General features: G+C 62.1%; 12 protein-coding genes. 7 read left to right on the top strand and 5 right to left on the bottom strand.

Annotation, left to right across the window (positions count from 1 at the left end):
- Position 1: 1 nt before the first annotated feature.
- From PLU72_08045 to PLU72_08025, 5 genes are all read right to left on the bottom strand, one after another.
- The gene (locus PLU72_08045; protein HOT28127.1) at positions 2 to 754 is read right to left on the bottom strand and encodes a Stp1/IreP family PP2C-type Ser/Thr phosphatase; all 753 of its coding nucleotides are present in this window, start codon (positions 752 to 754) and stop codon (positions 2 to 4) included.
- 93 nt (positions 755 to 847) lie between these two features.
- A complete protein-coding gene (locus PLU72_08040; GenBank protein ID HOT28126.1) occupies positions 848 to 4,891 on the bottom strand; it encodes a hypothetical protein in 4,044 nt (1,347 codons plus the stop codon).
- On the bottom strand, positions 4,888 to 8,496 hold the full coding sequence (locus PLU72_08035) for a hypothetical protein (protein HOT28125.1): 3,609 nt from the start codon (positions 8,494 to 8,496) through the stop codon (positions 4,888 to 4,890). The genes PLU72_08040 and PLU72_08035 overlap by 4 nt, the downstream gene beginning before the upstream one ends.
- Positions 8,497 to 8,553: 57 nt before the next feature.
- Positions 8,554 to 9,441, bottom strand: a complete 888-nt coding sequence (locus PLU72_08030) for an MBL fold metallo-hydrolase (protein ID HOT28124.1) — start codon at positions 9,439 to 9,441, stop codon at positions 8,554 to 8,556.
- A 58-nt stretch (positions 9,442 to 9,499) separates the two neighbouring features.
- Positions 9,500 to 10,309 carry a ParB/RepB/Spo0J family partition protein gene (locus PLU72_08025; protein HOT28123.1) on the bottom strand — a complete coding sequence of 270 codons (810 nt, stop codon included), beginning with the start codon at positions 10,307 to 10,309 and terminating at the stop codon, positions 9,500 to 9,502.
- A 232-nt stretch (positions 10,310 to 10,541) separates the two neighbouring features.
- On the opposite strand from PLU72_08025, the gene PLU72_08020 reads away from it, so the two are divergent.
- The 7 genes from PLU72_08020 to PLU72_07990 are packed head-to-tail and all read left to right on the top strand — an operon-like array spanning position 10,542 to position 17,260.
- Positions 10,542 to 11,792, top strand: a complete 1,251-nt coding sequence (locus tag PLU72_08020) for a tetratricopeptide repeat protein (GenBank protein HOT28122.1) — start codon at positions 10,542 to 10,544, stop codon at positions 11,790 to 11,792.
- Complete coding sequence (locus PLU72_08015; protein HOT28121.1) at positions 11,779 to 12,516, top strand: hypothetical protein; 738 nt, start codon at positions 11,779 to 11,781, stop codon at positions 12,514 to 12,516. The genes PLU72_08020 and PLU72_08015 overlap by 14 nt, the downstream gene beginning before the upstream one ends.
- Before the next feature lie 9 nt (positions 12,517 to 12,525).
- The gene (locus PLU72_08010; protein ID HOT28120.1) at positions 12,526 to 13,206 is read left to right on the top strand and encodes an HD domain-containing phosphohydrolase; all 681 of its coding nucleotides are present in this window, start codon (positions 12,526 to 12,528) and stop codon (positions 13,204 to 13,206) included.
- Entirely contained in the window at positions 13,203 to 14,201 is a 999-nt protein-coding gene (locus tag PLU72_08005; protein ID HOT28119.1) for a hypothetical protein, read from the top strand. Before PLU72_08010 ends, PLU72_08005 begins: the two co-directional genes overlap by 4 nt.
- A 46-nt stretch (positions 14,202 to 14,247) precedes the next feature.
- The gene (locus tag PLU72_08000; GenBank protein ID HOT28118.1) at positions 14,248 to 15,429 is read left to right on the top strand and encodes a tetratricopeptide repeat protein; all 1,182 of its coding nucleotides are present in this window, start codon (positions 14,248 to 14,250) and stop codon (positions 15,427 to 15,429) included.
- Between the two features lie 45 nt (positions 15,430 to 15,474).
- Complete coding sequence (gene trpS / locus PLU72_07995; protein HOT28117.1) at positions 15,475 to 16,458, top strand: tryptophan--tRNA ligase; 984 nt, start codon at positions 15,475 to 15,477, stop codon at positions 16,456 to 16,458.
- A 16-nt stretch (positions 16,459 to 16,474) separates the two neighbouring features.
- A complete protein-coding gene (locus PLU72_07990; protein ID HOT28116.1) occupies positions 16,475 to 17,260 on the top strand; it encodes a segregation/condensation protein A in 786 nt (261 codons plus the stop codon).
- Positions 17,261 to 17,276: the final 16 nt, after the last annotated feature.

Genomic DNA, 17,276 nt, shown 5'->3' with positions numbered 1-17,276 from the left:
GTCAGTGGCGATAGAGGCAGACGGAAATATTGTCGGCGCCTCCGTTCATGTTGGCGCACTCGATAAGGTTCTGGGCGAGTTGCTTGAGATTCGCGTTGGGCTGGGAAGCCTGCTTCTCGACCATGTCCTTGATCGTGTGTTCGTCCACGAAGCCGCACAGACCGTCGCTCCCGAGGACCAGGACGTCCCCCGTGAAAATCGGAAGCCGTGAACACTCCGGCTCGACCGTTGCGGCTACGCCGAGCGCCCGTGTGATCACGTTTTTGTTCGGATGCTTTTCCGCCTGGTCGGGAGCGATCTTGCCTGCGTCGATCAACTCCTGAACGAGAGAATGATCTCGGGTGAGACGCTTCAGGCGGTTTTCCCGGTGCATGTAGCAGCGGCTGTCACCCACGTGGCACAGCGTGAGCATATCACGACATATAATAGCTATGACGATTGTCGTTCCCATGCCCTCCATCTCAGGGTTCGCCTGGGCCTTGGAATAGATCGCCGCGTTCGCCTCTTTGCAGTAGCCGGCCAGCGCTTCCCGAAGGTCCCCCGCGAGGACGGCCTCGACGTTGTCCGACAGGAGACTGGCCTGGAGCTTCTCTTTGATGGTTTTCACGGCGAGCGAGGATGCATACTCGCCGGCGGCGGCGCCGCCCATGCCGTCTGCCACGATGAGAGCCGTGAACGACTCCTGGACGCCCGTGCAACTGCACCAGTTCCACTGGAAACTCTCTGTGTAGTCCTCGTTGTTTGGTCGGACCATGCCTTTGTCATACATGGAGATAAAATTCATGTTCTTCCTCTCAGGCGGAACTTACGGGCATTCTAACTTCATGACCGAGGGCAAGTCAACGCATCATGTAGGTGTTTGTAGGCCGGCCGGAGGTCTGCACGCCGGTCGTGCGGACGACAGCTCCACCCAGTCGGGAATCGCGGCCGGATGAACGGCTGCCTTTCCGGGAATGGAGATTTTGAACTTCGAGGAACACCGCCGCTCCTTTCGTTCGAGCATCGGCAGGGCCAGCGAAGGAAAGACGCCGATGGGGGAAAGGGCGAAGCCGAACTCCTGTTTCCGGAAGGAAATCCGTCTGCCTGCGCCAACTCCCGAAACCTCGTGCTGCCTGTACCGCCCGGCAGGCAAATGGAGCAACGGCCGCGCGAACGGAAGGACGGCCGTGCGAGATGCCGAAACCGTGTCCGACGGAATGCTTGGACCGGAAGACGCTGGAGTCGCCAGTCGCGCCGCAGGCGATGCAACGGGATTCAGCAACGTGTGACAGACGATTGTGGCCGGTGCGAGATCGACGATGTGCAAGGCCTGGAAAGCCTCTGGGGGAAGAGCAGGCAGTTCCAGCCGGTGAACGCCGGAAAACAGCGTTGGGGATGATATCGAGTGGCGCACACGGAACCCGCCGTCGACGGGAAGTTTGCGGTTCCATCGACCGGCGATGATGATCGCATGATTGCCGGGCTGTTCGAGCGACGGGAATGCTTCGGATACCGCGGGATGCCGGCGGGGCCAGGAAACGGACGGAACCGGCTCCGAAAAAGATTGAGGGAACGGAGACGAGGCGGCTGCGAGGCCGTCCTCACGCGGTAGGATGTTCGGCAGGGGAGCCGGGATGAACGGCACATACATCGATGTCGAAAAATCCCATTCCTCGGCCGGCGCGGCCGGAGCCTCGAGGATGTCGAATCCGAAGACGTCTGACAAGAGGACGGGAAGTCTGCTGAAGGGTTCGGCGCGGAGATGTCCCGGAGCAAACGGGAAAGGTACTTTTTCGTCTCTTACCGTCGGAGGCTCCTCATGCTCCCGCCGCATGGCGAGAATGCCGGGAGCGAGTTCGAGCGGTCCCATTCCGTCGAGCAGGGTTTGCATGAAGGATTCGGGCGTCGGCTCGAGCGGAGCGTCGGATACGTCGCCGAGGCCTCGAACGTCGGGCTTGTACGGGAAAAAAAGGCTTCGCCAGCGTGCATAGTGATCGCCGCGGACGACGATGAGATCGCAGAGAAGGTCGCGGATGAAGAAGCCGCCGCCTGCCGCCGGTTCCCCGAACTCGTCGGCGAAAAGATCCGGCCGGAGTTCGACGAACGGTTCGATGATTCGCAGGGAGTCGAGCCGGACTTCACCGGGCGGTTCGCATCGAGCGCCGGATACGGCGGGGCCGACCGGTCTGAAGGATTGGGGGCCGAAGCTGATGACGAACGTCTCTCCGGGAGGAGACAGAGGGGAAAGTCTCGCGGTCGTAATGACGCGGGGCATCGGCGCCTCCTGGAACGAGAGGGCGGGCTCGGTGGCCGGCCGTGTCGTGGCCCTGCAGTGCGGGAGCCGCTCGGGGGGCGGGGGGGCCGCGGGTTCCGCAACGAACTGACGGAGCTCCTCCGGTCTGATGACGACCGACGTCCAGGGGGCGCGGAACGCCGGGCCCATGAAGGCGGGCGGGTGACGCTCGCCCGAGTCGAGTCTCGACGGGGAGGTCGTTGGAAGAGCCATTTCGTGGAGGCAGACGTCGGGAACGCCGATCGCGGCCGCGTTCGTCTTCAAAAGCCAGCGTTTCGGCTGTCGCATGCTGTACGGGCCGCGGGGGCGATCGCGCCGTCTGATGCCGAAGACGCCGGCGAGGGATGCGATCGCTCGTGACGCCGGGGCCGGCGGCAGGGCGGCGCGGCCGAGTTCCGAAAGCCGCATGCCGACGGCCGGCGTCGTGGGCGAGAGTTCATAGAATGTGGGCCAGTAACGGATTTTCATTCTGGGCTGGCGGGCGGGGCGAATCCATTCGGGGGCGTCGAGAAACCGGGCCCCTGCAACGGACGTCGGGGGTGGCGATGGCGTCGGTGAAAGGCGGGGCCGGTCGTGCGCGATGCGGAGGGAAGCCGGCAGGGCGGCTTCGCGGAGAGAGAGAAAGGCCGTGCTGATGCCCGTGGTGAGAAAGGCGCGTTTCGAGGCGGGTGAAACCGCTTGGAAATCCTGGGGGAGCATGACTTCCCTGGCGAAGGAGGGCGAGCGAGGAACCAGGAGCTCTCTGGGCAGGGCGACCCGGGTGCGTCGGGGCTGTGAACGTTGCTTCCAGGGCATGAGGTTCGATTCGAGCGTCAGCAGGTAATGCCTTGTCGAATGGGCTCTGCGGGGAAGCGAGGCGATGAGTCTGAGCATGCGTTCAGGCTCGCCGGCGGGCGGGAGGCGTCTGGGAAGCGCAAGAGGCCTGGGGCCGCGAGGAGCGGCGGTCAGGCACAGCACCTGCATGGCGGGAACGGGAACGCGAAGTTCTGAAGCGTGAACGTTGGGTTGCGCGGGAACGGCCGATGTCCTGAACGTCGTGCGCTGCTTTTCTCTCGGAGTGAACAGGGCCTTTTCGGCGACGGCACGGCGTTCGGGCATGCCGAGCGCTTGTCTGACGCCCTTGCGGGTCGCGCCGCCGGGGCACATCACGGGAGCCGGCTGAATGGCGGAGATGCGGAGATCGGACACGCGGGCGTCGGGAAGATGAAGTCCGGTCTTCGCCAGGAAACGCTCCATCGGAGAATGGCTGAACGAACTGCGGGAGCGCCGCTCGGCGGGCTTCGCTCTGGCGGCGTCTGGTTCATTCTTCATTGCCGCGCGGAGATCTCCGCTGACGGGGCGGAGAGAAGCGAATGATCTGGGCGCGATGACGTTGAATCCGGGTGGTTCAGGGGGGGGGAAATCGAAGCGCTTCGCAAACGGCTTGCGGAACAAAAGTTGCCGAAGCGGTCGGAAGACGGCGTGAGGCCATTTCCTGGCCAGTCGGGCCGGCGGAACACCCCGGATGTCGGCAAGACGTGCGCGGGCGATATTCGTGATGATCTCCGTCACGGTTCCCGAGTGGGCGGTCGGGGCGGCGAGGCGAGCGTCGGGATGAAAAACCGGAGCGATGCCGGAGTGGGCCGCCGGCCGAACCCGGCTTCGGCCGTGAGAAAATTCCGCGATGAAAGAATGGGGCCGGATGGAAAGAGCGTCCGAAATATATATAGATAGATATACATCCCTGTCTATCGGTGCCGGGGGAGGACCTTCGGGAAGGAGCTCCGCGAAAGGAAGCCGCCTCTGCAACGACAGGATGGAGAGAGGCCCGGTCGGCAGACGGCAGACAGGCCGCCAGGCGGAAACGGCGTGCCGGCCGTGCGCAAGGAATTTCCAGAGGGGGGGCATGAGGGACGGCCTTCGCGTTGCGGTCGGGTAGAGAAGCCGGGGCCGGGGAGGATCGAGAGGACCGGCCTGCAGGGGGCGTGTCATGACTGATGAACGGTCGGCCCGGCCCCGCGCCGAAAGAGCGAACCAATTCCATGGTTCCGGCAGGGGCGACGCAGGAACGAGATCCGCAGGCGGTTTCGAGACGGACTGCCAGTCGGATGCCTGCGCCATCCGGCGAAGACGGGAAATCTCGAAGCGGGAGATGAGGCATTTCTGGAAATACAGCGGCTCCCTGAGGTTCTTCACGGGAGGCCGGGAGAGGCGGATGGACGGCTGCGCGCACGCTTCCGCGAGAGAGAGGACCGGTGCGCCGATTGAGGCGGGGGCGCGGGGCCGCAGCTCGGGGCGAGGCGGAAGTTTGCATGGAGAGAAGTCGAGTCGCTGTCGGGGCTGGATCTGAGCGTGAGGCGGCGGGGCGAACGTGTGGTTCGTTCTCGAGACGACGGCCGGAAGAACGGAAACGGAGGAATGTTTCACGCGCGGCATGCGGAAAAGGCGTCGGGGATCCGAGGCGAAACAGTGCTGTCCTTCCTTCCCGGGAATGGCGACGGGGAACAGCAGTTTTCCGGCGAACAGCGACCGTGCGGCGTGGCTGACGACCCGGCGGGCGACCGGGAAAATCGTCGGCTTTGCCGGGAGAGCCGCGTCGAAAACGGGTTCGGAAAATTTCCCGAGATGCGACAGGCTCATGACGGGGTGCTGGAAGAGAGGCGATCCACCGAAGCCTGGGTTAGTTTGATGGCTTCCAGCAGCCCCGTGACGCGGGAGCCGAGGATCGCCTGCCTTCGGACGATTTTCTCATGAATGCGGTCGGGGCAGGAGAAGAACACGTCAATATCGTGGGCGGAAGCCTTCTTCGGCGGATTGGAGACGGCGAGCGTGTCGCGCCAGAATCGGGGCGGTTGGACGATTTTTGTTTGCCTGTGCTCGATCGGCCCATACAGGGATCTTCGGGCGCGATCCATGAGACAGGCATACAGCATGTCGATTCCGGATACCATCGAGTAGGGGAGTTTCGAACGTCGTGCCAGGAGTTCGAGCGGGAACACTTTCTTGAGGAGCGGGCCCGGCGAAGCAGGCGTGAAAAGAATCGCGGGGTCGGGGTGCCTGTATGGCTTCCGAAAATCCGTTCTGGGGGGCATGGGAGGCTGGGCGCAGGTCGGCTCGGGGCTGACCGGCGGCAGAGGGAGAGCCGGCCGCGAATACGGCTTGATGATGTCGAGCGTGGGGGACTTCAATCGGGCCGGCATGTGCTCGAGAAGCCGGATGCGCGTTGCGGAATCGTTCCACGCCGCCGCCCGGACGAGGAGCCAGCGCTCGCCGATGGAGAGTGGTCGACGCGGGGAAACCGGTTCGAGGCAGGAGGGGAGGGTCGTGAGGATCGTGTAGGGTTCCGAAAGAATGCTGATGGCGGTTTCCGGAGGCTGATACCCGGGAGGGGCGAACTCGCGGATGTCGAACGCGAATATGCATAGCCCTGGGTTTGGGGTGGAGAGGGGCGGCATTGCGGTGCTGACGATGGGCCCCGACGAGACGAGACCCGGGCGCTTTCCGAAATCCGGAAGGGGAAACTGGTTGTCCGGCTCGTAGAGGTTCCAGAACTCGCATTCCGAAGGAACGGCCGGATCGCGGACGGGGGCGACATCGACGGTTCCGTACACCCATGATGCGGCGTTCGTGGGGGCGGAAGGCGCCAGAAGCTGGAGGAAAGGCAGCCTGAGCAGTTTCACGTGGTCGGTGCAGTCGACGTCGATGACGGCGAATGAGCCGGACTGGAGCCTCTGGAAACCGGCATACTGCGCGATTTTCCCCGGGCTCCAGGCAGCCGGGAAAACGCTCCGGGTGTCGAACGGGCGGCGCGTGACGGGAGCATACTCGAGGTTCCTGAACGACCAGGTCATCGGCTTGAAAAACACGGAAATGCTGGGAGGCCTCTTCAGCAGGGATATGCCGGAAATGCCTTGTTTGAATAGATAATCGTATATTTCGAGGCCGGCGGCGAAATCCAGCGAAGCCGGAGAGGGGCGGGAAGAGGTCTCCTGAACCGCGACCCGGTAGGGAAGGTCTCCCCAGGCGATCCGCGGCAGAGTCAGTTCGATCAGGAAGGGGGCCATGCCGAAGCGGCGTGGCAGGCGGAATGGAGGGGGGGGGATTGGAACGGCGCGTTGGAGCGATGGTTCGAAAAAGAGGCGGCCGATGAATTCCGGGAGAGGTGCCGAATCGCGCGCGTGGATCGAGTCGGAATCTATTCCGAAGGTTTGGGGCAGGGAAAGGCCGAGGCCGGGAGCGATCGGGAGGTTGCGGGACGGAGTCGGGATCGATCCGAGGGCGAGTTCGCCCGGCAGCGGAGACGTCGACGGAAAGGCAAGGCGTTTCCGGCGGCGAAGGCGTATCTGGAAAGCCGCGTCGGTCTGGAATTTCTCGAACCCGGCGCAGATCTCGTCGGTCAGGAAGGAGGTGTCGTGAGGGAGGGCCGAGAAGTCGGCCAGCAGAACGCCAAGTCTGAGAGCGAAGGAGGACCGCCGGGCTTCGAACGGGGTGAGCTCCGGAGTCGCACATGCCCGCGTTTCGGGCGGATACGAGCGCGGTTGCGGGGGGGCGGAGGGGGCCAGCTCTCGGCGCGGGTGAATACCGGCGCGTATCTGGCGGGTGACGCGGTCCTCGTCTTCGGACTTCGGGACGATGCTGGCGATGAGCGCCAGGTTCGTTCGAACGAACCCCGGAAGTTCGAGATACGCATCCGGCCCGGCGGGGACGGAGAGAGCCTCGCGCGAGGGGATGTCGAGCGCGACGTGGCCGACGCTCGCCGGAGCGGCGCGGAGACGGTCGTCAAACAGCCATGGAAAAGCTGCGCGGCAGGAAAACGACGTGCAGAGGTTGAACTCCGTCGAGATCAGCGAGGGCCTGATCTCCGGAGCGAACTCGATGCGCTGGAAGAGAAACGCATCCTGCTTCCGCAGATTCTTCTGAAACCCGAGAAGCCGGGTAAGGGATGGAAGATCCGAGGGCGCGATGTAGCCCCGCCATTCAGGGTTCCTGTCCGACATGGCGTCGAGCCAGGAAAAAGAAGTTTCTGAAAAGATATCGAACCGGCATCTCGAAGCGAACCGGTCGTCGAAATGATACAGCGGTTTCGCGGAAATGGACGGCCGTTCCTCCTGCTCGAGAGCGGACTCCGGCGGCGGCGCGAATTCGGGATCGAGGGTGAATCGTGGAGGGATTCTTCCGCCGCGCTCGGTCTTGAAGGCCGGGAAGTGGAGGTCGAGGATCGGCGGGAGGCTTCGGCGGCCGATGCCGGAAAGGCGAAGACGAAAGCGGTAGGCGGATGCGCTTGATTCTATAAAAGATGATATAATAGCTCCGTGCGTGCAGAGACGGCGGGCGAGAATGTTCTGCAGGGGCTCGATGTGCCGGTTCAGCCGCTCGAGGAGAAAGCTGTCGAGACAGGGGGCGAACTCGTCGGCCTCCCCTTTGGGGGGATCTCCTTGCCATTGGCCCTCCGCGACGTCCGACAGCGTTCTTGACAGGGTCGCCATCGTCTGCCGGATGAGCGAGGATTCCTGGGTGACGAGGGGCAAGGCGGCTTTCGCCTGCGCCTCGAACTCGTCGATCATCGATATGCCGAGAGAGATCGGAAGCCGGAACAACCGCCGGGTCTCGTTCCAGTTGAGGCGCGCCCGTTCGATCGTCGTATCTTCGATGCCGCGCGGAAGCATGTTGTAGACGAACATGAGCCGTTCGCGCGCGAAATGAAACAACGCCGGCCGGGACCTGAGCATCGAGTCCAGCAACGCCAGGCTTCGCACGTCGGTCGTCGTGACCAGGACGGCGGCCGGTGCCCCCGCATCGTTCCCGCGTCTCTGCAGGAATGTCTCGGCGACGACGAAATTGTCGCAGCCGGGCGGCAGGTTGATCAGCACGACGTCGAAGTGCGATCGGAGCTGGAGGAAAAAGTCGCGGAGGGAAGCATCCGACAGCAGGCGCACCGGGTCTTTCAGCTTGAACGCGGGAAAATACGAAATCTTGTCCGTGGCGGTGAAAACGAATGTGCGTCTGAACCGCGACGACCCCTCGACCACCAGGTCCGTCAGGTCAGTGTAGCATTCGAGTGAGACGGAACGGGGGAGAACGCTGCGGAAAAGGTTCGGAAACGGGGCATTGGCGTCGATGACCGCGACTCGTCGGCTTTTCGACTGGAGGTAAACCGAGAGATGGGCGACGATGCTCGATTTGCCTGAACCGCCGCGAATCGAGCCGAAAAGGAAAACGGGTGTGAGGAACGGGGTGCTGCCCATGTCGCCCCAATAGTAGCACACCCCGGTTCGTCGTGAAACAGGGGGTACCGGGAAGAATCAGATCTGAATGACGAGCCCCTCAAACGCCGCCTGGGAAGACGGAAACTCGGATTTGGCACGCTTCTCGATCGCATCGATCGCGACATCGTTGTGAAGGGGATCGTGATGAGTGAGAACCAAGTGCTTCACGCCGGCGGTCTTTGCGAGCTTCGCGCCTTCGACCATCGTCGAATGACCCCAGCCGATTTTGCTCGGGCCGCGGCTTCCGTGGGCCGCGGGGTTGTATTCCTCGGGGGTATATTGTGCGTCGTAAATCAGGAGGTCGGCTCCGGTGGCAAGTTCGAGAAGATTCGCATCGATCGAGCCGTCCGACGGATGTTCGCAGTCCGTCGCCACGACGACGCTGCTGTCGCCGTCCTGGATGCGATACCCGAGCACGCCGTTCGGGTGAATGAGACGGCGGGATGAAATCTGCGCCGCGCCGATATCGATCGGCTTTCCCTGCATGGGATTGAAGGTGAGTTTGGCGCTCAGGGTGTTGAGATCGACCGGGAAGTAGAAGTGTTCCATCTGGCCGCGCAGCGTCGCTTCGAGGCGATCGTCGACGTCCGATGCGCCGTACAGATGAAGCGTGTTGCATGAGCCGTCGACGCGGGCGCCGGACGCGTCGCGCGAGCCGATATACGCGGGCGGAAAGAAGGGAAAACCTTGGATGTGATCCCAGTGGGAGTGGGTGAAGAGAATGTGCGCGACGCCCTTCCCCTTGCCGAAATCACCCTTGAGAAGCTCGAGACCGAGAAGACGGATGCCCGTCCCGGCATCGACGATGATCAGCTGGCCTTCATTCGTGCGAATCTCAATACAGGTCGTGTTTCCGCCATAGCGGATCGTATCTTTCCCGGGAACGGGAACGGATCCTCTGACACCCCAGAATTTTATATACACCGAACTCGTTTCCCTTCTTACGGTCGAAGTTCAGGGTTTCGCCGCCCTCTCCTCGCCGTTACTGGCGAAGGGTCAGCAGCATGTCTACGACTCGTTCCAAATCTTCATTGCTATAGAATTCTATCTCGATCCGGCTTTTGGCGCGGCCCTGCCGGATGTGTACCTTGGCGCCGAGCAGTTCCTGGATGCGTGATTCGACCTGGCGGACATGGATATCGCCGGCCTGCTTCCGGGGTGCCGAAGCTCGAGACCTGTTTCCCGGGTGCCCGTTTCCGGACGGCTTCGCATCGGCCAGTTCCTTTTCCGTTTCGTATACCGAGAGGCTCTTGGTAAGAATCCGGTCGACCCAGGCCTGGACCTCGCTGTGATCGCGGAGCCCTGCCAGCATCTTGGCGTGGCCGGCGGAGATCTTTCCGCTCGCGATGAGTTGCTGGACGTGACCCGGGAGCGAGAGCAGCCGCAGGCGGTTCGTGAGGGCGGAACGGCTTCTTCCGAGCCGCCGGGCCAGTTCGTCGTGCGTCAACCCGAACTCCAGGATAATCTGCCGGAGCGTCGCCGCCTCTTCTACGGGATTCAGGTCTTCCCGCTGGATGTTTTCGATCAGGCCAGCAAGGAGGGTCTGCTGTTCGTTCATGTCGCGGAGGACGGCGGGAATCTGCGTCAGGCCGGCGATCTTGCAGGCCTGATACCGCCGCTCGCCGGAGATGATCTGATACCCGTCGCCCCAGCGTCTGACGAGAATCGGCTGGAGAACGCCGTTCGCACGGATCGACTGGGCAAGCTCTTCAAGGGTGGTGCGGTCAAAGATCTTGCGGGGCTGCTTCGGGTTGGGTGCGACCTTTTCGATCGGTAGCAGATCGAAGATCAAGCCGGGAGTTTCAACCCGATGAGTAACTCCGCCGTTCGGTATATCGGCATTTGTTCCTGGCACGATGAGCCCTTTCAGAAAGAAATTCGGTGAATATGAGCCCGTCTGAAAAACCTAACAGAGCCGGGAACCCTTGTCAATCTCGCGGGATCACACGTATAATCGCCTGCGGAACACTCGAATTCGTCGATTGTCTGATGCACTTGGAACGCCTGAATAACGGAGGTCGCCCATGATTCTCTCCTTTCCCGTTCGAATCCGTCGCGACGCGGTCGTCGCCGTGCTGATCTCAGCCTGCTCGCTCTGGAGCGCAGGGGGGGGAGCCCCGGCCGCCGGCCAGAACGCCGCAATCCAGATGACCGGAGAATACCAGCAGGCGCAGCAACTTCTTGCCCAGTCCAATTTCGACGGTGCGATCGGTGCCCTCCAGAACCTTTTTTCAAACCCCGAACTCGCGGCCGCCGCCCGTGTCGAAATCGGAACGATCCGGATGCGCCAGGCCGAGAATGAGATGTCGCAGGCGCTCGGTCATTTCCTCGACGCCGCGACGAACATGTCGGAGGGCGTCAAGGCCGGCGGTGTGAAGGGGCCGGACTCGCCCCGGATTCTGTACGATCTCGGCAGGGTCTACGAGGAGCGCCTGAATGATTATCCGAAGGCCATCGATGCGTATGCGCGCGTTTTATCCGAATACCCGAACTTCATGTCGATCGACAAAGTCGTCTACCACCTCGCTTTCTCCTACGAGCGCACCGGAAAATTCGAGGATGCGGCGCGAATGTACCGCGAACTCGTCGAAAAACACCCGTACAGCTCCTTTTTCCGGGAGGCCCAGAAGCGGATGAAGGCCCTCGCTCCTGGCACCGGCCAGAGCGTCGCGGCGATCGAGGCGCAGGAAAACATCGCCGAAGCCGCACAGTCGGAAGCCCAGAGCGCTCAGGCCAACATGGACCTCGCCGCCATGCATGCAAAACAGGGAGACTACGCGAAAGCGATCGAGGCCTATCGGAAGGTCATCGCAGATTCCCCGAACTCCGATCTGGCTCGCGATGCCTACAGGCTGATGGCGAGCATGATGGACGAAAAGCAGAAGGATTACAAGAACGCCGCCGCCACCCTCGAAGAAATGATGCAGAAGTTTCCGGACGCTCCGAACGCTGATCAGAGCCTCTTCAAGCTCGGCCGCATCTACGAGGAGAACCTCACCGACTACAAGACACGCGTTGTCGATGGCACCGTGAGATATCGCAAGAACGACGAGGGGGCCCGTAAGGCGATCGATTATTACGACAGGCTCACGGAACGATACCCGGATGCCGATGTATCGGCTGAGGCCTTGATGCGCAAGGGAGATCTGTACCGGACTCAGCTGAAAGACAATGATGAAGCCAAGAAACAGTACTCTGAGTTCCTGAAGCGATTTCCCGATCATGCTGAGGCTGACAAAGTTCGGGAAAGGTTGAACCAGCTTGAAAGCGATTAGCTCATCGAACATCATTCGCTCGTTCGTATCGAAGGCGGCCGGCTTTGCGCTGGCCGCCGCGTTATTTGCGATGCCCGCGTCGCCCGTGGCGGCGCAGCAGGCCGACGATGCGACCCTGTGCGGCCTTTCGGGCACCATGCTCGTTCCGGGCCTCGATGTCCTGCCACCGGGCGGGGCGAGGGCGGCGGCGCATATCAACGGGGGCGACGGCGTCGACCGCGTCGGCTCGCTCAAAGGCGTGTTCGCGTTTTCCGACGACACCGAAATCGCTGTCATGAAGCGGTTCGTCACGGGCTCGGGAAAGAGCCAGTTCGACCCGGTGTTTGCGGCCAAATATAAACTCCGCCCAAACGTTGCCGCCGCCGCCGTGATCGACACGACCGACGGTTGGAAAGATTCGGTGATGGTGCTGACGGGCTTGCCGGGAAACCGCGTCGTGGTTGGGCTCGGGGCGAACCTGGCCATGGAGGGCACCGAAAAATACGCCCATTTCGGCAGGTATCCGGACAAGTTCTCGCCTGTTGACCCGCTGTTCTTCGTTCTCGGGGCAAATCTCAATCTCGATCCCGAGACCCAGCTGATCATGGACTACGCCGGCAACGATTTTCTCATTGGGCTTCGACATCACTTGAGTGATGCGCTCGCGATCGATTTCGGGTATCTTGCTCCGGACAATCTCAACACCGAAAGCAGGTATTCCCTGGGAGCCAACTTCGGCTTCTGATCTCTTCAAATGGCGATCTACATCCTCAATCTCGCCCTCGCCGTCGCATGCACCTGGCTTGCGTGGCGGTATTTCGATCTGCAGGAGCGCCTGCAGATGCAGCAGATTCCAGACCTGACCTTTCTAGCCGGCATATCCGGCATCATCGATTCGGTCGAGGGATACGCGGAACCGCACGCGACGGACATGGCGCGCGAGGCTCGGGCGATCGCCAGGCACTTGAAACTCGACGAGCGGACGATCGCCTCCCTTCATATCGCGTGTCTCCTTCACGATTGCGGCATGGCGAACATCCCGCGCGAAATCGTCAAGCAGCCTCGAGCGCTGAACGCCGACGAATGGTTTCTCGTGAAAACCCACCCGCTTCTCGGCGAACTTGCTCTGCGCCGCCACGTGCCGGTGACGGAGGACGTTCCGAGCATCATTCGCTGGCACCATGAAAAATGGGACGGTAGCGGGTATCCCGACCACCTTGTGGGCGATGAGATCCCTCTTGCGGCGCGAATCCTCGCGGTCGTCGACGCCGCCGCCTCGATGAAGGTGGCGAGGTCGTATCGCAAAGCCCTCAATCCCGAACAGATCCGGGTCGAGCTCGGCATCCAGTCGGGGCTTCATTTCGATCCCGTCGTCGTGCGTGCCCGCGAAGCCGTCTGCTCGGCCGCCTCGTCGGCGCCGGAGGGGCGGCCGTGATCCGTTTCCAGCCCTCCTGGATCCTCGAATCCCTCCCCCCGGACGCCGTGAAATCCATCTTCCTGCCGATCTCACCGCGGCCGCACTCGCTTCTGTGGTTCAAGCGCCTCGGCATCAGGATGTACGTCAACGATCCCGTGGAAAGCCGGGCCGTCATCCTTCGCGCCCTCCTCGCGAACGGCTTCGAAAAGCTGACCGAGCCGAACCGGCGCAAGTTCATTCGGACCCTCGACAAGCCGTTCAGGAAAGAGACGAACCCCTTCCTGTCGTGGCAGCACAGGCTGTTCGATGCCCAGCAACTCGATTACCTGCACTATTGGCGCGAGGCGGCGTTCGAAATTTCAAAGGCGACGCAGAGCGAGTTGTTCCAAGCCGGCATCTACAACGTCATCGCCGCCTGGATCACGATGGCGGCGTCGGGCGTCGCCCCGTCGGTCCCGCCGGACGAGCTCCTCGATATGATGATCCGCCGCTGCGAGAGCCAGCTTGTCAGCGCGGCCGAAAAAATCTTCTGCCTGAACATGCCGATCGACGAACTCGGAGACGAGGTCGAGGCAGACCTCTACGTCATTCCGCTGACATTCTGCGGCAGAAAGCGGCTCGAAAGCGATCACGACGTGATGTTTCACGCCTGGTGCCGCGGAAATGCCGATCTGCAGGCCGCAAAGGACGAAATCGACAGGGCCAGGAAGGGGTGGATCTACGACTGGAAGACGGGATGCGATGCTTCGGCGATGCTCTCCAAGGCCGGAAAAGCCGCGTATGTCGCCGTCACCTGGTCGGGAGACGATCTTCCGCCACTCTGGCACGACGAACACGTCGCCGGCCGGCTTCGTGAGGTCTTCGCCACGCGGTTCCCGAGATCCGTCCTGAGAATAAAAGCCGTCGATACGGGCAGAAATGATTACGATTTTCTGCTCCTTCTCGCTAGGCCCGGTTTCGAACTCCCGCAGGCAAATACGCCGGACTGGAATCGGGTGGCCGGAGCGCTCTGAATTTTCATTCCTCGCTCTATTTCATGGCGGCCAGGAATGTGCTACCATGAACGCCATGTCGTTACGATCGGCTTTTCGAACCTTTGTCCCGGCTGCCCTCGTACTCCTGAGCTCGTGCGGCCTCTTTCCCGCCGCCGCTGCGGCCGCCCTGTTCCTGCAGGGTGAAGACGTCATCGGCCCCGACGGGATCGTCGTCTGCGTGAACGAGTTTCGGCGTACGCCGTTCACCGGCGGCCTCGGTACCGGGGCGAAGCAGGACAAGGTCGAAATCCAGCTTACCTTCGTGAACACCGGAACCCGTTCGTTTGCGGTCGATCCGCTCAAGGACTATACCCTGAGGATGAGCGGAACCTATTCCCCCGCCGCCATGGAAAATCCCGACTGTCTCGCCAGGCCGTTCGATATGAGCCCGGGAACGCAGAGCCGCGGAACGTTGTGTTTCACGGTCGATGCCGCCGACGTCGCCGCTCCCCGTCTTGTGATGAAAAACGAACAAGTTTCCGAGCTCGCCGTTCTGTGCGACCCGGATCTCGGCAAACTGATGGAACAGAGCGCGTCGTCTCTTCCGCCCATCGACGGGACCGTGAAGCTCGTGAAATTCCTGATCGAGGCCGAGCGGCTCGAAGCCGCGCGAAGCCTCATCGAGAAGGCGGTCGTCGCCTTCCCGGGCGAACCGAGAATCTCCCTCCTGCAGGCGATGGTCAGGCGCCGCCTTGGCGATACGGAGGGGGCCGGCGACGCGATCGCCCGAATAGGCGATACGTCGCGGCTCGAGAAGGAAGACGCGCTGGAACTCGCCCGCCAGGCCTTCGAACTCTCGCAATACGGCCTGGCGCAGAAGATGCTCGAACCGTATGCCGAGCGCGGCAGTCTCGGCAACAAGGACCTGCTGTTCCTTGCCAGGTGTTGGTATTTCGACCGCCAGTACGATCGGGCCGACAGGCTTCTCACCGATCTTTACGCGCGTGGATTCCAGGACAGCACGCTTTTCTTCACCCTCGGCAACATCCGGGAGAAACGCGAAGACTGGCGCGGCGCCCTGAAATGGTGGGAAAAGGCGATCGAGCTCGACCCGAAGTATTACGAGGCCGAATTCAATATCGGCGTCGCCTGGTACAAGCTCGACGAGCGCACGCAGGCGATCGACCACTGGCGCCGCGTCCTGATCCTCGATCCCGACCCTGAAACGCGCGAGGCGGCGGAAGACGCCATCAGAAGTCTCGAATAATATTATATAGCATTATATATGACACAACGGAGTTGAACTCGTATCATGGCGAAGAAACGACTTGTCAGCGGCATGCGGACCACCGGTTCCCTGCATCTCGGCCACCTCGAGGGCACCCTCCGGACGTGGGTGAAACTCCAGGACCAGTATGACTGCTACTTTTTCGCCGCCGTCTGGCATGCGTTCACGGATCGCCTGAAGATCGACGAACTGCCCCGATACATCACCGATATGGTCGTCGATTTCATGAGCGTCGGCATCGACCCCGAGAAGTCCGTCATCTTCCGCCAGTCGGCCATGCCCCAGCATGCCGAGCTGAACACGATCCTCAGCATGTACACCCCGCTCGGTTGGCTCGAGCGGTGCCCCACCTTCAAAGACCAGGTTCGCGACGAGGCGAGCCGCGATGGCACCTCGCTCGGAAAGCTGATGTATCCCGTCCTGATGACGGCCGATATCATCTGCTATAAAGCGGAAGCGGTGCCGGTGGGTCGAGACCAGTTGCCGCATCTCGAGCTCACCCGCGAGATCGTCCGCCGGTTCAACGGCGTGTTCGGCGACATCTTTCCCGAGCCGGCCGAGGTGCTGTCTGATATCCCCGTCCTGCTGGGCATCGACAACCGCAAGATGAGCAAATCGTACAACAACTCGATCGAGCTCCGCGAGACGCCCGAAACCCTCAAGCAGAAGATCCACGTCATGATCACCGATCCGCAGCGCGTCCGCCGGAACGATCCAGGCAATCCCGACGTGTGCACGGTTTATGCATATCATAAAATATATACGAAGGACAGGCTCGACGAGATCGCGAACGGCTGCCGGACGGCGGGCATCGGATGCCGCGACTGCAAGAACATCCTGTTCGAGCGTCTCGAGGGCGTCCTCGGCACGATCCGCGAAAAGCGCGCCGGGATCGAGAGCCGGCCGGACCTGGTCCGGGACGTCCTGGCCGCGGGCGAGGCGAAGGCCCGCGAGACCGCAGAGGCGACCATGAACGAGGTCCGCCGGGCGATGGGCTTCATCTCCTGAGGGGGACGGAACGTCGATGAGCGCATACCAGGTACGTCTCCCGGCCTTCGAGGGCCCCTTCGATCTGTTGTATCACCTGATCGAAGAGCAGAAGGTCAACATCTACGATATTCCGATCTCAACCATTACGGCCCAATATCTCGACTACCTTCACATGATGGAGATTCTCGACATGGAAGTGGCCTCGGGCTTTCTCGTCATGGCGGCGACCCTGCTCGAGATCAAATCGCGCATGCTCCTTCCGCGCGACAAGCCCCAGGCCGGCGAGATCGAGACCGGCGACGAGGACCTCGATGCCGCTCCCTACGAGGAAGACGCCCGTCGCGAGCTCGTCGACAAACTCGTCGAGTATCGCCGTTTCAAACTCATGGCCCTCGATCTGCGGGAGATGGAGCGGAAAAACTCGCGCATCTACACCCGGGCGGGCAGTTACGAACTCCAGCCCGAGCAGATCCTCCAGATCAATCTCTCTGCGTTCGATCTGCGCGCGCTGTATGAGGGGCTGGTCCGCCGGCGCCTGAATCCGCCGATCCATCGCGTCGTCGTCGACCGCATCGGCCTCGAGGCGCGAATCGACGAGATCCGCCGGGTCCTCAACGATCTGCGCCACCGGCGGGAAATTCCGTTCAACGAGCTCGTCCGCGGCCGCAAGGACCGCTACGACGTCGTTCTTTCCTTCATGGCCATCCTCGAGATGTTCAAGCTTGGCGAGTGCGACATCGCCCAGGCCGACAACTTCTCGCCCATCACGATCAGGCCGGTATCGGCCGCAGACTCCGTCGAAGAGGCCGCCGTCGGCTGAAGACAGAAACGAGACT

It is taken from the genome of Candidatus Ozemobacteraceae bacterium (assembly GCA_035373905.1).
Classification (GTDB): domain Bacteria; phylum Muiribacteriota; class Ozemobacteria; order Ozemobacterales; family Ozemobacteraceae; genus MWAR01.
This window is presented reverse-complemented; position numbering and strand designations above follow the sequence as displayed.

Excerpts from the sequence above, each read along its gene's own strand:
- PLU72_08045 (HOT28127.1), bottom strand. The coding sequence starts at position 754 with ATGGTCCGACCAAACAACGAGGACTACACAGAGAGTTTCCAGTGGAAC.
- PLU72_08040 (HOT28126.1), bottom strand. The coding sequence starts at position 4,891 with ATGAGCCTGTCGCATCTCGGGAAATTTTCCGAACCCGTTTTCGACGCG.
- PLU72_08035 (HOT28125.1), bottom strand. The coding sequence starts at position 8,496 with ATGGGCAGCACCCCGTTCCTCACACCCGTTTTCCTTTTCGGCTCGATT.
- PLU72_08020 (HOT28122.1), top strand. The coding sequence starts at position 10,542 with ATGATTCTCTCCTTTCCCGTTCGAATCCGTCGCGACGCGGTCGTCGCC.
- PLU72_08010 (HOT28120.1), top strand. The coding sequence starts at position 12,526 with ATGGCGATCTACATCCTCAATCTCGCCCTCGCCGTCGCATGCACCTGG.
- PLU72_08000 (HOT28118.1), top strand. The coding sequence starts at position 14,248 with ATGAACGCCATGTCGTTACGATCGGCTTTTCGAACCTTTGTCCCGGCT.
- trpS (HOT28117.1), top strand. The coding sequence starts at position 15,475 with ATGGCGAAGAAACGACTTGTCAGCGGCATGCGGACCACCGGTTCCCTG.
- PLU72_07990 (HOT28116.1), top strand. The coding sequence starts at position 16,475 with ATGAGCGCATACCAGGTACGTCTCCCGGCCTTCGAGGGCCCCTTCGAT.